Raw genomic sequence first — 20,993 nt, forward strand, 5'->3', positions numbered from 1 at the left:
CCAGCCGGCACGGGCTGCGGCCACCGGCTGAGCCCCGGCCTGTCCTACTGACCGGCGGCGGGTGACGGGCTCGGGTTCCGCCCGAGCCCGTCGGCGCCTGGCACCGCCCGGTCGCCCTGCCGGAGGCGCCGGGCACCGGGCTCAGCCGTTCGCGCGGATCGTCGCGCGGATCCAGTCGGCGTAGGCGGGGGCGCTGCTGTAGAGGCCGGGGCCGGAGGAGCAGGGGACGTGTCCACCGACGCCGGGGCCGGAGGTGACGCCGATGAGCTCATAGCGCCCGCCCCGGCCGCGCTGGATCTGTGGCCCACCGGAGTCGCCGAAGCAGGCCATCGCCCGGGGGACCCGGCTGACGGTGCACAGCCGGGTGGGCCCCGCGTAGCCGGGGTCGCACTCGGATTCGGCCGCCCGGCGGGTGTCGAGCTGCTGGAGGTGGTCGGGGAACTTCAGGCCGCCGAGGTCGTTGGTGTCGGCGACGGTGCCGAAGCCGAGCAGCCGGGTCGGGGTACCCGGGACGCCGGGCCGTTCGGCGATGGGGACGGGTCGTTCCTTGACCGGGCGGTCCAGGTGGATCAGTGCGACGTCGTTCAGGTTGGGTCCGGTACCGCCTCCCTGCCGGTAGCCGGGGTGGGTGAAGGTGCCGGCGATCCCGCGGACGGTGCCGCCGGACTTGCGCTCGTCGCTTCCGATGCGGACGATGCCCGCAGGCTTGACCAGGTTCGGGTCGACGCAGTGGGCCGCCGTCAGCACCCACTGGCGGTCGATCAGGGAGGCGCCGCAGACACCGTCGTCCAGGCCCGGGGCTGACACCGGGACGGAGGCCATGAACGGGTAGCGCTGGGTGGCGTCCGTCCCGTTGACGATGGCCCCGGCGCTGCCGGCCGTCGCCACTGCGCACCCGACGGCGACCGCGGCCACGGTCGCGGCGCGGGCCGCGCGGCGCTTCATGAACTTCCCGCTGAGCATCAGGGATTCTCCTTCGGAGGTGGGATTTCCTTCTGCCCTCAGCCTTCCTTTTCAAGATCCACAGAGCCATCCGGCCAACCGGAACACGGATGGTGGGGATTACCCCCGGTCCCGGGGGTCAGCCGGGCCGCGGCCGCGCCGAGCGGGGGTACCGGCCTACCCGTCCGGCGCAGCACGGCGCGCGGGGCGGGCGGGCGACTGCGATCTTCGGAGGGACCCGGCAGTGACCGACTGCCGGGTCCCGTCGTCCCGAGACCGTGGAGGCCCGGATGTGGCAGGCTCCCCCCGCCCCCGTCAGCCGTGAGTGGCTTCCGGTACTGGACATGCCGGCGGCCGGCGGGCAGAACCGCTGGACGGTGCTGCTGCGCCTCCTGTTGCTGGTCCCGCAGTTCGTGGTGGTGTGGGTGCTGTCACTGGTGGCGTTCGTCGTCACCGTGATCGGCTGGTTCGGCGCGCTGGTCCTCGGTCGGCTGCCCGCGTTCGTGGCGGACTACCTGACCGCGTTCGTCCCGTACGAGACCAGGGTCAACGCCTATCTGATGCTCACCGTGGACCGCTACCCGCCGTTCCGGTTCCGGGCCCCCGAGTACCCGGTGCAGGTGGACCTGCGACCGGGCGAACTGAACCGGCTGGCCGTGCTGTTCCGCATCGTCCTGGTGATCCCGGCGTCGATCGTGGAGGGCCTGGTGCACGCGGGCTGGTGGACGGTCTCGTTCATCAGCTGGCTGGTGGTGCTGGTCCTCGGCCGGATGCCGCAGCCGCTGTACGAGGCGACGACGGCGATCCTGCGCTACCAACTGAGGTACACCGCCTACCTGATGATGCTCACCTCCGCCTACCCCAAGCGGCTGTTCGGCGAGGAGCCGGGCAGCGAGCCCGAGCGGGTGTCGGCCACCCGCCCGCTGGTGCTGAGCGGTGGCGGGCGCGGCCTGGTGGTCCTGTTCCTGCTCCTCGGGCTGGCCTCCTGGGCGACGGGCTCCGTCACCGCCTCGGTGAACGGCGACGAGGACAACGACGACGACGGCACGAATCCGGGTCGGCACGTCATCGCGCCGCTGGTGCCGGGCCCGGTCGAACGGGGCGCCGCCCGGTCCGACCGGCCATGACGGGTGTTCCTCCGGATCGTCCTGGGAAGATCCGTCCAGTGTGCGGGTGGCCGGACCGGGGGCGGCCAGCGGCCCCCGGTCTCACCCTAAGGTTCACCGTTAGGCTCAGGCCCGGGGCATGCCCTAGCGAGGCGTGATCTCCCCCATCAGGTCCCAGCCCTCGCGGTCCGGGAGGTCGACGCTGATGATCCTCGGCTTGGCGGCGACCGCGCCGGCCAGCGTCTCCATCGCCCGCCGGAAGTGCGCCGACTCGACGTGGGCCCGGCCGGCCTCGCCGTCCCGGAAGCCCTCCACCAGTACGTACTCGTCCGGGTCGTCGACGCTGCGGGACCACTCGAAGAACAGGTTGCCCGGCTCGGCGCGGGTGGCCTCGGTGAAGTCGCGGACGATGTCCAGCCACTGGGCGCTGTGCTCGGGGCGGACGGGGAACTTCGCGGTGATGAAGATCATGGAGGTCTCTCGGCTCGGTGGAACGGTCGGGTCCCCACCCTGCCCGAGCGCCGCCCGCCGCGCGAAACGGACGGTGGCGGGTAGTCGGCAGCCCCCCGGGGGCGCTGCGGCAGCGGGCGGTGAATCCCCTTTGCCCGCTGTCCGGCCCCGTGAGAGCATCGCCGGACGGCAGGTACGGGGCGGACGGACAGGTTGATGGACATGACGGAGCCGGCAGAGGCCCGCATCGACGATGCGAGCAACATCCTGGTCGCGCCTTCGGAGTTGCACGACGACGAGGTGCTCGGGGAGTTCTTCGGGGCGACCGTCACGCCGGAGCGCCTTGCTTCCGGTTCGCCCGATCTCGCGGGGAAGACCGTCTACCTGTGCGGCGACGTCTCCGGGCTCGACGTCCGTCAACTGCGGACGGCTGACAGGGTGTTCGTCGTCCGGGAGCGGTCGCATGGTCATCAGGAGGGCGCGGACGCCCCGTGGACCGTGGTCGGCCTCGGCCGGGTTCCCACCCGGGTGCACGGCGTCGGCGTGTACTACCGGCGCTTCTTCGGGCTCGACGCCGATCACTTCGGACGGATCAGTGCGGAGCACGAGTTCCAGTCCCTGACGGAGTCGACCAAGCCCGGTACGGCCCATCGCAGCGGGATCTACCTGACGCCCGTCACCCGGGACGGCGACGACCTGCACTTCCGTCTGCTCCGCTGCTCCACGAACCTCTCGGGGCCGACCGAGGGCTTCGGCCCGACCGACACCCGGATCGTCGAGGCGCTGAACCGCGAGGCCGCCACCGTGTTCCGGGGCCAGGCGCCGCTGAACCACGTCCTCGCGCAGATCTACCACAACACCCGTGCCACGGCCGGGCGCAAGCAGTCCAAGGCCAAGATCTCGGCCCACGCGGACAAGACCAAGGACATGCCCGGCAACGGCCTCATGGCCTTCTGCACCTTCTACGACGGGCTCGACAAGCTGCAGCCGATGGCCGACGACGCCTTCGACCACGGGGTGAAGAAGGTCAGCGGGCTGACCAGACTCCACTTCCGGCTCAAGGACCCGAGCGCCGAACTCGACGGGGTCGCGCTCCCGGCACAGTTCACCCTCACCCTGCACCCGGGCTCCGTGTTCTTCATGCCGCTGTCCACCAACCGCCTGTACACCCACGAGATCCGGTCCTCGATGCTGGACGCCGAGTCGCTCCCGACCCGGCTGGGATACGTGGTGCGCTGTTCGAGCGCCGAGGCCGTGCACAGGGACGGCCGCACGTTCCTCAAGACGGCCGGAGGGCCGGTGGAGTTGGAGCCGCCCACGCCGGCCGGCCTGGACGAGCTGCGCAGGCTCTACGCCGAGGAGAACAGGACGTCGTCCTTCATCGACTACGGCGACGGATTCCGCTTCAGCATGAACACGGGAGACTACCGTGCCCCCCGCGCCTAGGGCTTCGGACGAGATCCTCTCGTACGCCCTCCCGGCCGAGGGGGACCCCTTCGCGGAGCTGTCCGCGTCGGTCGATTGGGAGGACGTGGGCAAGGGCCGGCGGGGCGCCGTGCTCACCCGGGTCGACGAGGCGGGCGGGGTGCCCCTGGTCCGTACCACCACGCGGTACGGCAGCCCGACGCAGGGTTTCCGGCCAGTGCACGAACGCCTCGCGCAACGGATCCAGGAGCGCGCGGGAATCGCGGCCGGCTTCAACAACGCGCTCATCGAGAGCTACACGAACGCCTACACGACCATGGGCGCCCACTCCGACCAGGCCCTCGACCTGGCGGACGATTCGTTCATCGCCGTCTTCTCCTGCTACCGGAACCCCGAGGCGGGCCCGCCTCGGAAGCTGGTGTTCGAGCCGAAGGCAGCCGACGGCGAGAAGTTCGAGGTCACCCTCGTCCACAACGGTGTCGTCGCGTTCTCCGTCGACGCGAATCGGCGGCTCAGGCACAAGATCGTGCTGGACGCGCCCGCCGGGGCGGCCGACAACCCATGGCTGGGTGTCACCTTCCGGACCTCGAAGACCTTCCTCCGGTTCCGCGACGGGCACGCCTACCTCCCGGAGGGTGCGCGCCTGCGGCCGGCCGACGAGGAGCAGAGCCGCGAGTTCTACCGACTGCGCCGCCGGGAGAACCAGGAGACGGACTTCGGCTACCCGCCGCTGACGTACACCGTCAGCGAGAGCGATCTGATGCCGCCCGTCTGATGCCGCCTGTCTGATCCGGCAGGCCGGACGCCCGGCTTCGCGGTCGGCGAGTGGTGCTGCGGTGCCGCAATGCGCCGTCCTGCTCGGGGGTCCGCTCCGGGTGTCGGTTCACCCGTCCGGGTAACGCTCCTTCGTGTACTCTCCGTGATCGTCCGCTTTCGTGTTGTCATGGCTCCGCAAGCTCCATCGGCACACGTTCGCGTTCGCGCGGAAAGGCAGACCCATGGGCAGATCCACAATCGCGACCACGCCGGCGGCCGTCGCACTGGCGGCATCGGCGCTGCTCGGCGCCGTACCGGGCCAGGCCCACGCCGAGGCGGGGCAGGACAACATCGCCATGCTGAAGCAGGAGAAGTCCCAGTGGTGCTGGGTCGCTTCCGGGCTGACGATCGCCAAGTTCCAGGGCTACGGCAGTACCCAGACGGATTTCTGCACCCGGGCCCAGCCCTACTACGGCTGCAACAACCAGCCGGCCACCCTCGACGACATGGCCAGGGGCTGGAACAGCCTCGGCATGACCCACCTCGGCTCGGGCCTGAGCAGCGCGGCCACGTTCAACCAGGTCTACACCGACGTCAAGGCGGCCCGGCCGGTCGCCGCCCGCATCGGGTGGACGTCCGGCGGTGGCCACATGAACGTCGTCTACGGCTTCGACACGTCGAACAACACCATCGCCGTCGCCGACCCGTGGCCGGACACCGCCACCTACACGTGGTGGAACTACCAGGACTACGTCAGCAACAGCTCGTTCAAGTGGACCCACTCCCGGATCGGCATCTCCAGGTAAGGCAGGCGACATGCGCGACACCAGATCATCCAGTGTGCGGGCGGCCTCCAGGCCCTCCCACCCTTTCCGTCCCTCCCGTTCGTTCCGTCCGGCCGCCGTCCTGGCGGTGGGCGCCGCCGTACTGCTGGCCCTCGCCGGCCCCGCCCACGCGGCTCCGGCCAAGGACCCGGTGCCGGCGGACATCCCGGACTACCAAGCCGCCCTCGACCTGGTGCGGTCGGCCGACGTCCACGACGCCGTCTGCCGCTTCCTCAGCGTGCCGCTGCCGCAGGGCGACGCCGCCGGAACGGCACAGCGGATCCCCGACAACGCCGCGCCGTGCGAGGGAATGCCGGCGTTCACCGTGAAGGACCCGCTGGCCCTGAACGAGATCACCCCCGGCTTCGTCGCGGGGACGGCGCTGCCGATCCCGACCGAGGCGATCCGGCTGAGCCATCTGGTATCGGCGTTGAACGCCCCGGTCAACGGCCGCAACGCCACCGTCCTGCTCGCCCCCACCGAGGGTGGCGGCTGGCACCTGGCCGGTGTGCGCGACGGCGATGGCGACGCCGTGTACGCGGGCAAGGCCACGGTGGGGAGCCTGGTGTTCAGCGAGCCGCAGATCCGCGGCTGGTACCAACTCACCGTCAGCACCGTGAAGCCGCTCAACGACCAGGCGCGGCAAGGGCTGAACGGCCAGGACTCGGCCTCGCTGAGCGCCTACCAGAAGCTGGTCAAGGCCCGCTACGCCGACAAGCTGCCCGGCTCGGAGTACGCCGCCGCCGGGATGTCCAGCGGTTACGGCGCCGCGCGGACGATGGAGCCGGCCTCGTCCTCGACGCCGATGCTGGTCGGCGGTTCGACCGCGGCCCTGGCGCTCGCGGGCGGTGTCCTGGCGCTCCGCCGCCGTCGGCGGACCACCGGCTGATCCCGGACGGTCCGTCCCGTCGGGCCCGCAGGGGGAGCGCCCCTGCGGGCCCGGTCGGCGTGCGGGCCCGGGCGCTGCTGCCGGAGGTCTGACCCCGACGGGCCCGGGGGAGCGCCTCACACCAGGCGCAGCACCAGCTTGCCGGTGTTCTCGCCGCGGAACAGCATCCCGAGGGTCTCCGGGAAGTCAGCCACGCCGCCCTCCACCAGGTGCTCCTTGACCTTGATCCGGCCCTCGCCGATCCAGCCCGTGAGCTCGGCCGCCGCCTGCGCGTACCGACGGGCGTAGTCGAAGACCACGAAGCCCTCCATCCGGGCCCGACGCACCAGCAGGGACAGGTAGTTGGACGGGCCCTGGACGGAATCCTCGTTGTTGTACTGGCTGATCGCGCCGCACACCACCACCCGGGCGTGCATCGCCAGCCGGGTCAGCGCGGCGTCCAGGATCGGGCCGCCGACGTTGTCGAAGTAGACGTCGATGCCGTCCGGGGCGTGGGTGCGCAGCGCCTTGCGGACGTCCTCGGCGCGGTAGTCGATCGCCGCGTCGAAGCCGAGCTCGTCCGTCAGCAGCGCGCACTTCTCCGGCCCGCCCGCGATCCCGACCACCCGGCAGCCCTTCACCTTGGCGATCTGCCCGACCATCGTGCCGACCGCCCCGGCGGCGCCGGAGACCACCACGGTCTCGCCCTCCTTGAGCGCGCCGACCTCCAGCAGGCCGAAGTAGGCCGTCATCCCGGACATCCCGAGCGCCCCGAGGTAGGTGGACAGCGGGGCCAGCGCGGGATCGACCTTGAGCGCACCCTTGCCGTCCGACACCGCGTAGTCCTGCACTCCGAAGGCGCCCACCACGTGGTCGCCGACCTGGAACCCCGGGTGGTTCGACGCGACCACCTCGACCACCGACCCGGCCCGCATCACCTCGCCCAGCCCCACCGGCGGCAGGTACGACGGCCGGTCGTCCAGCCACCCGCGCATCGCCGGGTCCAGCGACACGTACCGCGTCCGCCCCAGGAACTCCCCGTCCCCGGGCACCCCCACGGGCTCCTCCCCGTGCGCCCAGTCCTCCGGCCGGACCTCACCGACCGGACGACGGGCAAGGCGGATCTGGCGGTTGACGGCGGTCATGGGCAACTCCCGGGGACGTGCTCGCACGGAAAACGGACAGGTGCCCGAGTCTAAGCAAGCGCTTAATCAGCTGGCTAGAGATCGTCCGAAATCGGTTCACCCGCAGCAGCGGTGACGGGCCGGGGCGAGGGCAGAGGCATCGATGGTGTCTGCGCTGTGCGGCCCCCGAGCGCCGAGACCAGCGCGAGAACAGCAGGTGACCACAGCGCATGTCGGCCCTGGCGACTACAGCCATGTGCCGAACCCGGAACAGGCTCTGAAATATGCGATTCAGCACATAGCGGGTGATCGCGCCGAAACCATCGAGGGAGTCATCACCCCCGTGTCGCGGACCTCGACACCAGCAGGTTCTGAGCCCCGAGGTCGTCGGCTACCGGGCCAGCAGGCCGCGCAGGGCGGTGGTGACCAGGGCCGGGGCCTCCTCGGCCATGAAGTGGCCGCAGGTGACGGTGCGGTGGTCCAGGTCGGCGGCCCAGGGGCGCCAGCGGGCGGCGGCGTCGAAGCCGAGGGCGGCGCCCCAGTCCTGCTGGAGGACGGTGACGGGCATGGCGAGCCGGCGCCCGGCCGCGCGGTCGGCGCTGTCGTGGTCGACGTCGACGCCGGCCGAGGCGCGGTAGTCGGCGACGATGGACGGGACGGCCGCGCGGCAGGCGGCCAGGTAGGCGGCGCGGACGTCGGCGGGGATCGCGGCGGCGTCGCGGGACCACAGGTCGAGGAAGTGGCCGAAGAACGCGTCCGCCGAGGAGGCGATCATCCGCTCCGGCAGGCCCGGCGGCTGGGCCATCAGGTAGAGGTGGAAGCCGACGGCCGCCGTGGTGCCGTGCATCACCTCCCACATGTCGAGGGTCGGCAGGACGTCCAGCGCGGCCAGGTGGGTGACCCGGTCGGGGTGGTCCATGGCGGCGCGGAAGGCGACCAGCGCGCCCCGGTCGTGCCCGGCCAGGGCGAAGCGCCGGTGGCCGAGCGCGGCGGCCAGGGCGACGATGTCGGTGGCCATGGTGCGCTTGGCGTAGGCGAGGCCGTCGGGGGTCTCGGCGGGCTTGTCGCTGGCGCCGTAGCCGCGCAGGTCGGGGCAGATCACGGTGTGGTCGGCGGCGAGGTCGGCGGCCACGGCCCGCCACATCAGGTGGGTCTGCGGGAAGCCGTGCAGCAGCACGACCGGGCTGCCCTGGCCGCCGATCGCGGTGTGCAGGGAGACCCCGTCGGCAACGGGCACGCGGTGGTGGCGGAAGCCGGGGATGGTGACGGTCATGGCGAAGCCTCTCGTACGGGAGCGGACGGTACGAGCCTGCCGGGCCCGGATCAGCATTCGATCAGCGCGGTAGCCTGACCTGCGAGAACGGCGGGAGGACGGGATGGCGCAGGTCACCTTCGGGGTGCTCGGTCCGCTGACGGCGGAGCGGGACGGCACCGCCCTCGGGCTCAGGGGGCCCCGGCACCGGGCGGTGCTGGCCCGGCTGATCGTGGCCCGCCGCCGGGTCGTGCCCGTCACCCGGCTGGTCGACGACCTGTGGGCCGACCCGCCGCCCGCCGCCCTCGGCGCCCTGCGCACCTTCGTCGCCGACCTTCGCCGGGTGCTCGAACCCGACCGGCCGCCCCGGGCACCCGCCCGGCTGCTCGCCACCGAGGGCCCCGGGTACGTGCTGCGCGCCGAACCGCGGGCGGTGGACGCCTGGCGCTTCGAGGCGGCCGTCACCGGGACGGCCGTCACCGGCGCGGACTCCGGCCCGTCCGCCGAGCGCGCCCTGGCCGTGTTGGACGAGGCCCTGGCGATGTGGCGCGGCCCCGCCCACGCCGACCACCCGGACGAGGACTGGAGCCGCGCCGAGCGGACCCGGCTCACCGAACTGCGGCTGCGCGCCGTCGAACAGCGCGCCGGCGCCCTGCTCGCGCTCGGCCGGTCCGCCCAGGCCGTCCCGGACCTGCGCGCCCACCTCGCCGACCACCCCTGGCGCGAGGAGGCCTGGCGGCTGCTGGCCCTCGCCCAGTACCGGAGCGGCCGTCAGGGCGAGGCGCTGGCCGCCCTTCGCGAGGCCCGGACGGTGCTCGCGGACGGCCTCGGACTGGACCCGGGGCCCGCGCTGCGCCGCCTGGAGGCGGACATCCTGGCCCAGGACCGGGGGCTCGACCCGGCGGCCGACACCTCGGCGGCCCGGCTGTGGCACGACGCGGCGACGGCCTACGACCGGACGGTGGCGCTCGGCGCGCGGGCGCGGCTGGAGAGCACGGTCGGCCTGATGCGCAGCCTCGCGGTGAGCGGCGGCGAGGGCCTGCACGCGGCCCGTGAACAGCGGATGGCGGTGATCGCGGGCGCGGAGGAGTACGGCGACCCGGAGCTGACCGCCCGGATCATCGGCGCGTACGACGTCCCGGCGATCTGGACCCGGAGCGACGACCCGGACCTCGCCGCCCGGGTGGTCGCGGCCGCCGAGCGCACCCTGGCCGCCCTGCCCGCCGGCGACGGCGTCGCCCGCTGCAGGCTGCTCGCCACCGTCGCCCTGGAGTCACGCGGCAGCCGCGAACCACGGCCCCCGCGGGCCGCGCGCGAGGCGGAGGCGATCGCCCGCCGGCTGCACGACCCGGCGCTGCTCGCCTTCGCCCTGAACGGACGGTTCATGCAGTCCTGCACCCGGGCCGGGATGGCGGCCGAACGTGACGCCGTCGGCGCCGAGCTGGTGGCGCTGTCGGCCCGGCACGGGCTGACGGTCCACGAGGTGCTCGGGCGGCTGATCCGCCTCCAGTCCGCCTGTAGTCGGGGGGACTTCGCCGACGCGGACCAACACGCCCACGTGGCAACGGAATTGTCGGTCCGTCATGAACTGCCGCTGGTAAGGGTGTTCACCGACTGGTACCGGGCGCTGCGTTCGGCCGCCCACGGGCGCACCGCCGAGGCGGAGGAGGCCTACCGCGCGGCGGCCGCGGGCCTGCACGGCGCGGGCATGCCGGGGCTGGCGGCGGGCCTGCTGCCGCTCGCGCTGCTGGCCCTGCGGATCGCGGCCGGGGAGCGCCGCCCCGAGGTGGACCTGAGTCTGGACTGGGGCCCGCACCGGCCCTGGGCCGAGCCCTTCGCCCTGCTGGCCGCCGGTGACCGCGCCGCGGCCCGGGCGGCGCTGGGGGCGCTGCCGCCGTCGCCCGCCGACCTGCTGTACGAGGCCCGCTACGCCTTGGAGGCCGTGCTGGCCGTGGAGTCGGGCGACCGCGCGGCGATGGCACGGGCCCGGGACGCACTGCTGCCCGCCGCCGGCGAACTCGCCGGGGCGGGCAGCGGTCTGCTCACGCTGGGGCCGGTCGACGGTCATCTCGCCGCCCTGTCGAAGGGGTTGGGCGAGGCGTGAGCCGGTGGTCCCGACCGGTCAGTACTGGGCGCTGACCGTCACACCGCTGAAGTCGGTGTCGGCGTGCAGGCTGACGTACCGGTAGCCGGCCGTCGGGTTGGTGACGGTGAGCGTCTGCGCGGTGCCCGGCTTGGTGGAGGAGGCGGTGAAGGCGGTGGGGGAGGCCCAGGTGTCGGCGTTGTAGTAGAGCGAGGCGTTGCCGGTGCCGCCCGAGCTGGAGACCTTCAGGGTGGTGGTGCCGGCCGGCAGGTAGAGGTAGAAGTAGTCGAGGCTGCCGGCGGTGCGGGCCTGGTTCGGCCGGGAGCAGTTCTGGCCGAGCGCGTCGGTGCGCGGGTCGGTGCAGGTCGGCAGGGTGGTGCTGCCACCCCCGGCGGTGACGGTGACCGAGGTCGGGGTGGCGGCGGTCCGGCCGGCGCTGTCGGTCACGGTCAGGGCGACGGTGTAGGTGCCGGCGGCGGCGTAGGTGTGGACCGGGTTGCGCTGGTCGGAGCTGCTGCCGTCACCGAAGGTCCAGTGCCAGGAGGTCAGCGACGCCTGGGAGTTGGTCTCGACGGACTTGTCGGTGAGGGTGACGGTGGCGCCGTCGACGGCCTGGCCGAAGAGCGCGGTGGGGCCGTCGGCGTAGCAGGCACCGGCGGCGCAGGCGTTCAGCCAGGTGTCGAAGTCGGCGTCGTAGGAGGTGCCGAGGCCGTTGTAGACCGCGTAGCCGCCCTGGTAGTCACCGGTGCGGAAGTGGCCGAGCATGTTCTGGACGTCGGCCGGGTGCTTCTCCAGCATGTAGCGGACGGCGAGGTAGCCCCACGGGTAGGTGCGCACCGTGTCCGAGTTGTCGTAGGTGTTCTGGAAGACGGTGCTCAGCTTGTACCGGTGGGTGGCGGCCTCGGCCATCGCCTGGGTGTCGGTGGTGCCGCGGTAGCTGTAGGACTCGTACTCGGCGACGCCCTCGATCCACCAGATGTCGGGGACGGAGATCTCGGTGCCGAAGTTGCCCTTCATGTCGTAGATGTTGTCGAGGTAGTGGGTGTACTCGTGGTTGAGGTTCCACACGTTGGCGGGGAAGCCGTCGTCGTAGGACTTCCGGTACATCACCGACACCGGCTTGTTGTTCGGGTCGGTGACGTCCATGACGGTCTGGCCGCCGTTGTTGGTGGAGTTGTTGTAGATGGCCCAGGAGTAGGTGAGGTAGTCGGCCTGGCTCTTGAAGACGGCGAGGGTGATGGTCTTGCCGTACTGGCCGGGGATCGGGCCGTTGTCCTTGACCATGGAGTGGAAGAAGGTGTCCTCGCCGCGCAGGCTCGCGCAGACGGTGGCCAGCTCCGCGGGGGTGAGGTTCTCGGTGCGAATGGTGCGGTTGTCGCACTCCAGGGTGTTGGGCAGGACGGCGGCGGTGAGCTTGCCGGGCAGGTCGCAGGTGCCGTAGTAGGAGCACTGCGAGCCGTCGTACTGGTTGGCGTTGTACGCGGTGTAGACGTACAGCGGGCCGGTGCTGCCGACGACGGGGGTGCCGTCGAGCACCTGCTTGACCAGCGGGCGGGTGAAGGCCGTGACGGAGCCGCCGTCGCCGGTGGTGCGGGCGAGGTCGTTGCCGGCGTTGACGTCGAGGAACTGGTTGGCGGTGCCGAGCAGGTCCTTGTGCTTCTGGGCGAAGTTCGCCAGGGCGGTGATCACGCCGTGGTCGGCGCTGATCGCGCTGACGTAGTCCGGGTTCCAGTTGGCCCGCCACAGCGGCGCGTACAGCACGGCGTTGACGGCCTTCACCATCTTGGGGAAGGCGTTGTAGCCGTTGTCGTAGCTGTTCAGGACCTGCTGGTAGACGTTCAGGTAGTGGCCCTGGATGTCGGCGCTGTCGGTGAGGATCAGCACCTCGTTGAGCACGGTGCCGTTGGCGTCGCTGACGTCCTTCCAGTGCGCGCCGGCGAAGAAGGCGTCGAGGCCGGCCTGGACGGCGCCGGTGAGCGAGGCGTCGTAGGGGCCGACGGTGCCGGCGTTGTTGGACTGGACGTAGTAGCCGGCTCGCAGGAAGAGCACCAACTGCAGGAGGTTGGCCGAGTTGTCGCCGGTGTAGCTCCCGGCCTGGGCCTTGAAGGCGTTGGCGACGGCGAGCATCTGGGACTGCTTGAAGACGGCGGTCGCGTCGCTGCCGGTGACGTTGAACAGGGTGTTGACGCAGTCCGTGGTCGCGCCCTGGACGAAGGAGACCAGGTCGGCGCCGCTGCGGGAGCCGAAGTCGGCGGGCGTGCAGCCGGCCGCGGCCGGTGCGGCCTGGGCGGTCGGCGCGTGCTTGGCCGCCGCCGGCGCGGTCGGGTGCCGGCTGGTCTGGACGGCCGTGCCGGTGGGCTGCAGCGCCTGGCCGAGCTGCTCCGGCGGCAGCGGCGCGGCGGTGCGGCCCAGGTCCTCGGAGACGGGGGCCGCGACCTCGGCGCCGAACGGCTTGGGCGCGGCGGGGGCTGCGGGCGCTTCGGCCGTGGTGGTCTGCGCCGTCGGCGCTGCGGCGGCGGTCGTGGACGCGGCGATGGCGGGGGTGGGGAGCAGGGTGGCGGGGCCGGCGAGGGCGGCGGCCACCAGGAGCAGAAGGGATTGGCGCAGGCGCACTGCGGTGTCCTTGTCCTGAGGTGGGGGAGGTGACGCGGCGTCGGCCACGAGGCGGAGGGGGAAGTTGACGTGTGACCTGTCACCGGAATCAGGCTCAGAACAATGTCACAGGTTATATGTCATCGCAAGGGTGTGCGCAGGGGTGCATAGAGGGGCGGATGGAGGCGGACGGGCGGCCGTCGGCAGCCCTGCCGTGTTTCGTGCCCGAAGAGCGGATGCACGAACCAAAGTGACATGTCACACCCTATTGATTGTGACGGGTCGTCCGTGGCACGGTGCCAGGCGACGCCTCCGCGGCAAACACGCCAGAGGCTCACCCCCACGCCCCCCAGCAAGGAGTGACGATGCGTCACCTATTCCGGCTACCCCGGGCACTGGCCGTGCTCGCCGCCGCCAGCACCGCCATCACCGGCCTCGCCGCCGCCCCGAGCTTCGCCGCCCCCACGGCGCAGGCCGGCCAGCAGGTGAGCCGGGCCCCGCAAGCCGCGCATCCCCAGGGCATAGCCCCCACCGGCGCCGCCTTCGGCCTCGACACCCACGCCGAGACCCAGGCGGGCCGCCTCGCACCCGCGCAACTCCCGCCCCGCTCACCGCAGTCGGCCGCACCGCAGGCCCCGACGCCCAAGCTCGCCAAGGCTCCGGCCAAGGGGGCCGCCGTCGCCGGCGGGCACGCGGCCGGTGCGGCCCAAACCTCCTGCACCCCGGCCGACTTCAGCGGCCGCAGCGGCGCCGACCTGGTGAGCTACCTCCAGGGCTCGACCGTCGACTGCGTCAGCTCGCTCTTCCACCTCACCGGCGGCGACGCCCGCGGGGTGTTCCAGCAGAGCCAGATGCTCGCGGTGGCCGACGGCCTGAGGGCCGCCGCCGCCTCGTACACCGGCGACAACTCCACCGGTATCTACCAGTTGGTCTACTTCCTCCAGGCCGGCTACTTCGTGCAGTACTACCACCCGGACGACGTCGGCGCCTACGACGCGACGCTCACCGGCGCCGTGCGGTCCGCGCTCGACACCCTGGTGGCGAGCCCGCACTTCCTGGACGTCAACGAGGGCAACGGCCAGGTCGCCGGCCAGGCGATGATCCTCTCCGACAGCGCCAACCTCCAGGCCCACTACCTCGGCACCTACCAGCGGGTGCTGAACGCGTACAACAGCTCGTGGGACTCGTCCTGGTACATGGTGAACTTCGCGAACAGCGTGTACACCCCGGTCTTCCGCGGCCACCAGAACGCCGACTACGTCGCGGCCGTCACCGCCGACCCGAGCATCATCAACACCCTCGACAGCTTCGCGCTCAACCACAAGGACATGCTCGGCGGCACCAACTCCTTCCTGGCGTCCAACGCCGGTCTGGAGACGGCCCGCTTCATGGAGCACCCGGCGCTGGTCAACACCGTCCGGCCGCTGATCAAGGGCCTGATGGGCATCTCGTCGATCACCGGCCCCACCGCGCCGCTCTGGGTCGGTGTGGCGGGCATGGCCGCCTTCTACGACAAGGCGAACTGCTCGGACTACGGCGTCTGCAACCTGCCGGACCAGCTCAAGGCCGCGGCCCTGCCGGTCAGTCACACCTGCGACGCCACCCACAGCATCCTGGCGCAGAGCCTCACCGCCGCCGACCTCGCCGCCGTCTGCGCCAGCCTGCAGAACCAGGACCCGTTCTTCCACAACCTGGTCAAGGACAACGGTCCGATCGCCGGCCAGTACGAGGACTCGCTGCAGATGGTGGTGTTCGCCTCCCCGAAGGACTACCAGACCTACGCGGGCGGCATCTACGGCATCAGCACCAACAACGGCGGCATGACCCTGATCGGCGACCCGACCGCCCCCGACAACAAGCCGATCTCGGTGACCTACCAGAACGGCGACGACGGCTTCACCGCGGGCGTCTGGAACCTCAACCACGAGTACACCCACGCCCTCGACGGTCGCCTCGACATGAAGGGCGACTTCACCCAGCAGATCTCCGTACCGGACGTCTGGTGGATCGAGGGCGTCGCCGAGTACGTCTCCTACAGCTACCGGAACGTCACCGACACCGGCGCGCTGGCCGAGGCGCCCAAGCACACCTACGCGCTCAGCACGCTGTTCCAGAACACCTACGACAACAGCGACACCACCCGCACCTACCCGTGGGGCTACCTGGCCGTCCGCTTCATGGTCGAGAAGCACCCGGACGTCATCCCGAACATGCTGGGCCACTTCCGCACCGGCGACTACACCGGTGGCCAGGCGGTCTACAACGCGATCGGTACCGCGTACGACGCCGAGTTCAACACCTGGCTGGACGCCTGCGCCGCCGGCGCCTGCGTGGTGGGCGGTACCCCGACCGCCGCCTTCACCGCCGCCCCGTCCGGCCTGAACGTCCAGTTCACCGACCAGTCGACCGAGTCCGGCGGCTCCATCGCCTCCTGGGCCTGGAACTTCGGTGACGGCGCCACCTCCACCAGCCAGAGCCCCGCGCACAGCTACACCGCGGCCGGCAGCTACACCGTCAGCCTCACGGTGACCGACGGCAACGGCAAGACCAACACCATCAGCCAGTCCGTCACGGTCGGCAGCCTCACCGGCTGCACCGCCGCCGACGCCCGCGTGCTGGACAAGAACTGCTCCCGCACCGGCCAGTCCGCGACCGCCGGCAACCTGGACTACTACTACATCTACCTGCCGGCCGGTACCACCACCCTCAAGGTTTCCAGCTCCGGTGGCACCGGTACCGCCTACCTGCTCTACAACCCCGACACCTGGGCCACCCCGAGTGCCTACACCACCGGCTCCACCACCAACGGCACCACCAGCCAGAGCCTGACCGTCACCAACACCACGGCCGGCTACCGCTACATCAGCCTCTACGCCCAGACCGACTTCAGCGGCGTCACCGTCACCACCCAGTACTGATCCCGACCCGCACGACGGCGGCGGCCCGGAGCACCGGCTCCGGGCCGCCGCCCGGCCGTCCCCGGCGGCCCGGAGCACCAGAACGTCGGCATCTTCTACCGGGTCCGCATCGTCGGTGGCCGGCTCCGGCCCGAGCCGAACGGCGCGGTGGCCGGGTCGGTCTGGACCCCGATCGCCGACGTCGCCCGACTGCGCCGGTCATTCCTGGTCGACATCGGACTGGCCCTGGCGCGGACCCTCCCGGCCACCGGCCACGTCGCCCCGTCCCGGTCGGCGGCCTGATCCGGCACTGAGCCCACCGTCGTGGGCGGCCGCCCGGTCGAGGTCGTGCTCGCGGGCCGTCAGCAGGCCCGCGAGCACGTCGGGTCAGTCGGTGACGTCCAGTTCCGGGTAGTAGCCGCGTTGGTACGGCGACAGGCCGAAGACGCTCAGCTCGCCCCCGCCCCGGCAGATGGCGCAGACCTTCGTCGTGCGGCACTCATGGCATCGGCCCTTTCGCCCGGTCCGGTCGAGCACCCAGCCGCGGCCACCGCAGTCGGGGCACCAGCCGAGGCCGTCGCACTCGTAGCAGAGGACGTAGCCAGGTGTGAGGGTCTTCGGCGTCCGCACCAGTTCCGGCTCCTGTTCCGGTTCCGGCTGCCGGACCGGTTGCGGGGCGGACAGGTCCAGTGCCGGCGTCTGCGCGCGGAACACCACGGCGGGTGTGTCGTCGCTGGTCAGGATGCGGATCTCGTTGCCGTCCCGGTGAGCGACGAGCACCGTCCAGAGTCTCCCGTCGTCATCCTCCTGTGACGCCGTGACGTCCCAACCGGCGGCGCGGAGGAGGTAGGTCGCACGGGAGGCCGTCTCGGCGGCGGTGGAGGTCTTCGGACGATTGCCCTGGTACCACGTCGCGTAGTGGTGGAGCGGCGGCTCGTGCCGGCCGGCTACCTCCGGTTCGTCGAGGGACAGCTGGCGGAGGTGCACGCGAATGGTCAAATGCCTGAGCAGCGTGACCAGTTGCTCGCGCAGCGAGTGCCTCAACCGGTCCAGTTCGGCACGCGCTTCCGATGTCTCATCCATGTCAGCCCCCTGGTGCGGGAACGTACCACAGGGCCGACTCCCGCGGCCGTGACCGGTCTCACGGCCGTCGGCCGGGTGGTCGGGCCGCGGCGCCGTGGCCCGACCACCCTGTACAGGGGGCACTGCTACCCGCTGCGTCAGGCGGTGGGCTCGGTGGCCTGCCGGTAGGCCCGCAGGTCGCCCACCGAGATCAGCACCAGTCCGTCGCGTTCGGCGAGGGCCCGCAGGTCACCGAGGCGGGCCATGCTCCAGTCCGGCCGGACGACCTCGCACATGGAGGTCACTCCGGACAGTCCGGCCAGGCGGGACAGGTCCACCGCGGCTTCGGTGTGCCCGTCCCGCTCCAGCACGCCGCCACGGGCCGCCCGCACTGGGAAGACGTGGCCGGGGCGTCCGAGGTCGTCCGGCCCGGTGGTCGGGTCGGCCAACGCCTGGGTGGTGCGGGCCCGCTCGTCGACCGGGATGCCGGTGGTGCCGCCGGCGATCAGGTCCACCGAGACGGTGAAGGCCGTGCCGTGCAGACCGGAGTTGTCGGCCGTCATCTGCGGCAGACCGAGTTCCTCGCACCGCTCGTACGGCAGTGCCGCGCAGACCACGCCGGAGGAGTGGTCCAGCATGTACCGCATCGCGGCCTCGTCGGTGTACTCGGCCGCCACCATGAGGTCGCCCTCGTTCTCGCGGGACTCGTCATCGAAGACGATCACGAAGGCGCCGCGGCGAAAGGCCTCGATCGCCTGTTCCACGTGGTGCAGGCGGTCGGTGGGGGTCGGAAATGTGGTTGCCATCTGCTCTCTCCTGGTCGGGAACCCCGGGCCGATGGGGCCGTGGGGTTCGCTGATCTGCGAGAGAACGCGGCCATCCGGAAGGACGCGTGACGACGCACGCGGCCTTCCGCAATGGACGGCGCCGGTGCGCGGGAGGATGACGAGTTGGCGCCCCGCCCCCGTGCACAGACGCCGTTCCGGGGAAAGCGAGCACCAAGCCGCTCAGCGGGCACGGGAGTTGACCCCCGCCCGGGCGGACGACGTGTCGCCGCGCACTACCTTTCATCCGGACTTTCACCGTCGGTCCTGGAGTTCCACCAGGTCAACCAGCCGATGGCTTCGGCTGGGTCGCGGACTTTCACCGCCGGTTCGGAATTGCACCGACCCCGGAGCGCGCGAACACTCGGGAGGATCATGACACATCCTCCGCGGTCCGTGGAGGTGGTTCATGACACGTCGAAGGGGATCGGGCCGGCGCCGCGGCGGTCGAGCGGGCCGAGCACCCGGGGGTGCTCGGCCCGCAGCGCGGCGGTTCCGCCGAGGGCGGCCGGTCGTTGAACGGCTCTGGTCAGTAAGTCACTTGAGGGTCCAGTGCTGGAGCGCCGAACCGCTGTCCGGCTGCTGGGTCACCGGGGCGCCGTCGGTGGTGGAGGCGGTGGTGAGCAGCAGGCCGCTGTGGACGTTGGTGAGGGTGTACGTGCCGTCGGCGCGGCGGCCGGCGCTCCAGTGCTGGTTGTCGCCGCCGGTGCAGGTCCACTGGATGACGGTGGTGCCGGGGGCGGTGGCGCCGCCGTCGTCGTCGGCGCAGAGCCGGGACTCGGCGTTGACGAGCTGGTAGGAGCCGTCGGGCTGTTGGGTGAACTGCCAGTTCTGGTTGGCGCCGCCATTGGGGGCCCAGGTGATCAGCCGGGTGCCGGCGGTGGTGCTGTGGCCGGGGTCGTCGAGGGCCGTGCCCTCGGCGGTCAGGGTGTGGGTGCCGTCGAGGTTGCCGGGGGCGGTGCCGACGGCGGTCATGGTGAGGGTCTGCTGGGTGGCGGTGCGGCCGCCGCCGACGGTGCTGCCAGTGGTGTCGGTCCAGTTGCGCGGGGCGGTGGTCTCGGCGGTGCCGCCGTTGCCGGCGGTCAGGCCGAGGACCAGGCCGCTGTACCGGTTGACCAGGCGGTGGCCGCCGGTCCCCGTGGCGTCGCGGAGGATGAACCACTGCTGGCCGACGGCGGCGGTGCCGCCGGCGGGGGCGGTGACGGTGGGCTCGGCGCCCCAGGCGCGGCCCGCCGTGCCGGTGGCGTCGACGCCGAGCAGTGCTCCGCTGGCGGCGTTGGTGATCCGGTAGGAGCCGTCGCCGTTGCCGGTGAAGCTCCAGGTCTCCCGGGCGGAGCCGGTGGGAGCGGCGGTGGAGGCGGTGGCGGGGCCGCTCGCGGCCTGGGTGAGGATCCGGCCGTCGCCGCTGGCGATGCGGTAGGTCCTGGTCGGGTCGAAGGGGGAGGCGGCGGGGGCGGAGGAGTCGACGGTGACGTTGGCGTACTCGCCGTCGGACTTGGCGCATGCGATGGAGCAGTAGGAGCGGAAGCTCTTGCCGATGATGGTGGTGCTGGTGAGGTTGGCGCTGTCCAGCATCCAGCGGTACCAGGAGCCGGAGGTGTAGCTGCCGGAGTCGCCGGCCAGGTGCCACTGCTGGGTGGCGAGGTCGTCGGTGACGTAGAACTGCTGCGGCGCGGTGCCGGAGACCACCTCGGGCTCGCCGATGTACAGGCCGGGGTAGGCGTCGTAGGAGACGTTCATGATGAACAGCGGCGACTTGGCGGGCAGCACCCCGGCCGCGACCTGCTGGTCGACGCTGCCGGTGTTGGCGGGGCGGTAGTCCTGGGCGACCGGGGTGTAGCCGCTCGGGGCGGCCTCGGTCGCCGGGACCATGTTGCTCTCCAGACCGCCCGTGCCGGGCTGGGTCCAGGCGCCGTCGTACCACTTCTGCCAGGTGCCGGCCGCCATCTTGCCGGAGATCGGGGCGCGGGCGACGTGCGCCAGACCGCCGTTGCCGCCGCCGACGCCCGCCTTGGGGACGATCCGCGAGCCGTAGAAGACGTAGAAGTAGCCGGAGGCGGTGTCGACGAACAGCCGCTGGTCGCCGTCGCCGTAGTCGTAGGTCTGCTGGGGGAAGGCCGAGTTGTCGCCCCGGGTGGTGCTGTAGGGGGAGGTGATGGCGTGGCCGGAGATGGTCCAGGTGTGGCCCTGGTCGTGGGAGACGGCGGTGTCGATGGCGTCGTAGTGCAGGCCGTCGCCGAACGGCTGCGGGGTGAACTCGTTGTGCACCAGGCCGCGCCAGTCCCCGGTGTCCGGGTCGACCCAGACCCCGACCAGGTCGCAGTAGTTCGGCTGGGAGTAGCCCGAACCGGCGGGCGCGGACGTGGCGTTGACACCGGTGGGGCTGTGGTTGCAGCGCCAGGTGGTGTCGTCGTTCCGGTCGGCGGTGTTGGCGGGGTTCACGGCGTTGTTGAGCCCGGAGTCCGGGGTGGCGGTCTCGAAGTCGCGGCCGGTGAAGAAGTTCCACTGGCGGGAGTCGGTGGCGCCGTAGAGGGAGTGGGACTCCTGGAAGTGGAAGGTGCCGTCCTTGTCGAGGTACGGGGCGGCGGGGGTGTCGTCGGCGTAGTTGTAGGGCCCGGTGGAGCCGATGGTGACGGTGTACGCGGGCGCGGCCGGTGCGTGCTTCGCGGGCGCCGCCGACGCCTGGAGGGCGGTACCGCCGACCAGGGTCATGCTCAGGGCGGCTACGGCGCCGAGCAGTTTTCGTCGAGGAGCTGACACAGTGACTCCTTCTCGTCTCGGGGCCCCG

Annotated in this window: 15 protein-coding genes, 1 pseudogene and 1 riboswitch; of the genes and pseudogenes, 8 read left to right on the forward strand and 8 right to left on the reverse strand. The window is 71.8% G+C overall.

Going from position 1 to position 20,993, the window contains the following annotated elements; genetic code table 11:
* Positions 1 to 141: 141 nt before the first annotated feature.
* On the reverse strand, positions 142 to 963 hold the full coding sequence (locus tag ACZ7BZ_RS02130) for a S1 family peptidase (RefSeq protein WP_470356687.1): 822 nt from the start codon (positions 961 to 963) through the stop codon (positions 142 to 144).
* Positions 964 to 1,232: 269 nt separating this feature from the next.
* On the opposite strand from ACZ7BZ_RS02130, the gene ACZ7BZ_RS02135 reads away from it, so the two are divergent.
* Positions 1,233 to 2,069 carry a DUF4389 domain-containing protein gene (locus tag ACZ7BZ_RS02135; protein ID WP_470356688.1) on the forward strand — a complete coding sequence of 279 codons (837 nt, stop codon included), beginning with the start codon at positions 1,233 to 1,235 and terminating at the stop codon, positions 2,067 to 2,069.
* Between the two features lie 123 nt (positions 2,070 to 2,192).
* Here the strand turns inward: ACZ7BZ_RS02135 and ACZ7BZ_RS02140 are convergent, their stop codons facing one another.
* Positions 2,193 to 2,519, reverse strand: a complete 327-nt coding sequence (locus ACZ7BZ_RS02140; protein ID WP_470356689.1) for a putative quinol monooxygenase — start codon at positions 2,517 to 2,519, stop codon at positions 2,193 to 2,195.
* Positions 2,520 to 2,714: 195 nt separating this feature from the next.
* Here ACZ7BZ_RS02140 and ACZ7BZ_RS02145 point away from each other — a divergent pair, with 195 nt between their 5' ends.
* The 4 genes from ACZ7BZ_RS02145 (at position 2,715) to ACZ7BZ_RS02160 (ending at position 6,392) form a co-directional block, all read left to right on the forward strand.
* Positions 2,715 to 3,944, forward strand: a complete 1,230-nt coding sequence (locus tag ACZ7BZ_RS02145) for a hypothetical protein (RefSeq protein ID WP_470356690.1) — start codon at positions 2,715 to 2,717, stop codon at positions 3,942 to 3,944.
* Entirely contained in the window at positions 3,928 to 4,698 is a 771-nt protein-coding gene (locus tag ACZ7BZ_RS02150) for a hypothetical protein (protein ID WP_470356691.1), read from the forward strand. Before ACZ7BZ_RS02145 ends, ACZ7BZ_RS02150 begins: the two co-directional genes overlap by 17 nt.
* Positions 4,699 to 4,921: 223 nt before the next feature.
* Entirely contained in the window at positions 4,922 to 5,485 is a 564-nt protein-coding gene (locus ACZ7BZ_RS02155) for a papain-like cysteine protease family protein (protein ID WP_470356692.1), read from the forward strand.
* Positions 5,486 to 5,591: 106 nt separating this feature from the next.
* Positions 5,592 to 6,392 (forward strand): hypothetical protein, encoded by an 801-nt coding sequence (locus ACZ7BZ_RS02160; protein ID WP_470356693.1) that lies wholly within the window; start codon positions 5,592 to 5,594, stop codon positions 6,390 to 6,392.
* 116 nt (positions 6,393 to 6,508) lie between these two features.
* Here ACZ7BZ_RS02160 and ACZ7BZ_RS02165 read toward each other — a convergent pair whose 3' ends face one another.
* Positions 6,509 to 7,516: an NADP-dependent oxidoreductase gene (locus ACZ7BZ_RS02165; RefSeq protein WP_470356694.1), complete on the reverse strand. Its 1,008-nt coding sequence runs from the start codon at positions 7,514 to 7,516 to the stop codon at positions 6,509 to 6,511.
* A gap of 370 nt (positions 7,517 to 7,886) precedes the next feature.
* Positions 7,887 to 8,768 carry an alpha/beta fold hydrolase gene (locus tag ACZ7BZ_RS02170; protein WP_470356695.1) on the reverse strand — a complete coding sequence of 294 codons (882 nt, stop codon included), beginning with the start codon at positions 8,766 to 8,768 and terminating at the stop codon, positions 7,887 to 7,889.
* A 103-nt stretch (positions 8,769 to 8,871) separates the two neighbouring features.
* Here ACZ7BZ_RS02170 and ACZ7BZ_RS02175 point away from each other — a divergent pair, with 103 nt between their 5' ends.
* Positions 8,872 to 10,851, forward strand: coding sequence for an AfsR/SARP family transcriptional regulator (locus ACZ7BZ_RS02175; RefSeq protein WP_470356696.1), 1,980 nt, complete (start codon positions 8,872 to 8,874; stop codon positions 10,849 to 10,851).
* Positions 10,852 to 10,869: 18 nt separating this feature from the next.
* Here the strand turns inward: ACZ7BZ_RS02175 and ACZ7BZ_RS02180 are convergent, their stop codons facing one another.
* Complete coding sequence (locus ACZ7BZ_RS02180) at positions 10,870 to 13,443, reverse strand: collagenase (RefSeq protein WP_470356697.1); 2,574 nt, start codon at positions 13,441 to 13,443, stop codon at positions 10,870 to 10,872.
* Between the two features lie 344 nt (positions 13,444 to 13,787).
* Here ACZ7BZ_RS02180 and ACZ7BZ_RS02185 point away from each other — a divergent pair, with 344 nt between their 5' ends.
* Both ACZ7BZ_RS02185 and ACZ7BZ_RS02190 read left to right on the forward strand, forming a co-directional pair.
* A complete protein-coding gene (locus ACZ7BZ_RS02185) occupies positions 13,788 to 16,340 on the forward strand; it encodes a collagenase (RefSeq protein ID WP_470356698.1) in 2,553 nt (850 codons plus the stop codon).
* A 54-nt stretch (positions 16,341 to 16,394) separates the two neighbouring features.
* Positions 16,395 to 16,633 (forward strand): annotated as a pseudogene (locus ACZ7BZ_RS02190) (NUDIX hydrolase); the annotation flags it as partial.
* Between the two features lie 73 nt (positions 16,634 to 16,706).
* Here the strand turns inward: ACZ7BZ_RS02190 and ACZ7BZ_RS02195 are convergent.
* From ACZ7BZ_RS02195 to ACZ7BZ_RS02205, 3 genes are all read right to left on the reverse strand, one after another.
* Positions 16,707 to 17,402 (reverse strand): DnaJ-like cysteine-rich domain-containing protein, encoded by a 696-nt coding sequence (locus tag ACZ7BZ_RS02195; RefSeq protein WP_470356699.1) that lies wholly within the window; start codon positions 17,400 to 17,402, stop codon positions 16,707 to 16,709.
* A 137-nt stretch (positions 17,403 to 17,539) separates the two neighbouring features.
* Entirely contained in the window at positions 17,540 to 18,187 is a 648-nt protein-coding gene (gene ribB / locus ACZ7BZ_RS02200; RefSeq protein ID WP_470356700.1) for a 3,4-dihydroxy-2-butanone-4-phosphate synthase, read from the reverse strand.
* A 247-nt stretch (positions 18,188 to 18,434) separates the two neighbouring features.
* Positions 18,435 to 18,565, reverse strand: a riboswitch (FMN riboswitch).
* 177 nt (positions 18,566 to 18,742) lie between these two features.
* The gene (locus ACZ7BZ_RS02205; protein ID WP_470356701.1) at positions 18,743 to 20,965 is read right to left on the reverse strand and encodes an RICIN domain-containing protein; all 2,223 of its coding nucleotides are present in this window, start codon (positions 20,963 to 20,965) and stop codon (positions 18,743 to 18,745) included.
* Between the last annotated feature and the right edge of the window lie 28 nt (positions 20,966 to 20,993).

Source organism: Kitasatospora sp. NPDC036934, from assembly GCF_055608425.1.

Coding starts and splice junctions, on each gene's coding strand:
- ACZ7BZ_RS02130 (WP_470356687.1), bottom strand. CDS start 963: ATGCTCAGCGGGAAGTTCATGAAGCGCCGCGCGGCCCGCGCCGCGACC.
- ACZ7BZ_RS02135 (WP_470356688.1), top strand. CDS start 1,233: ATGTGGCAGGCTCCCCCCGCCCCCGTCAGCCGTGAGTGGCTTCCGGTA.
- ACZ7BZ_RS02140 (WP_470356689.1), bottom strand. CDS start 2,519: ATGATCTTCATCACCGCGAAGTTCCCCGTCCGCCCCGAGCACAGCGCC.
- ACZ7BZ_RS02145 (WP_470356690.1), top strand. CDS start 2,715: ATGGACATGACGGAGCCGGCAGAGGCCCGCATCGACGATGCGAGCAAC.
- ACZ7BZ_RS02155 (WP_470356692.1), top strand. CDS start 4,922: ATGGGCAGATCCACAATCGCGACCACGCCGGCGGCCGTCGCACTGGCG.
- ACZ7BZ_RS02165 (WP_470356694.1), bottom strand. CDS start 7,516: ATGACCGCCGTCAACCGCCAGATCCGCCTTGCCCGTCGTCCGGTCGGT.
- ACZ7BZ_RS02170 (WP_470356695.1), bottom strand. CDS start 8,768: ATGACCGTCACCATCCCCGGCTTCCGCCACCACCGCGTGCCCGTTGCC.
- ACZ7BZ_RS02175 (WP_470356696.1), top strand. CDS start 8,872: ATGGCGCAGGTCACCTTCGGGGTGCTCGGTCCGCTGACGGCGGAGCGG.
- ACZ7BZ_RS02185 (WP_470356698.1), top strand. CDS start 13,788: ATGCGTCACCTATTCCGGCTACCCCGGGCACTGGCCGTGCTCGCCGCC.
- ACZ7BZ_RS02195 (WP_470356699.1), bottom strand. CDS start 17,402: ATGGATGAGACATCGGAAGCGCGTGCCGAACTGGACCGGTTGAGGCAC.
- ribB (WP_470356700.1), bottom strand. CDS start 18,187: ATGGCAACCACATTTCCGACCCCCACCGACCGCCTGCACCACGTGGAA.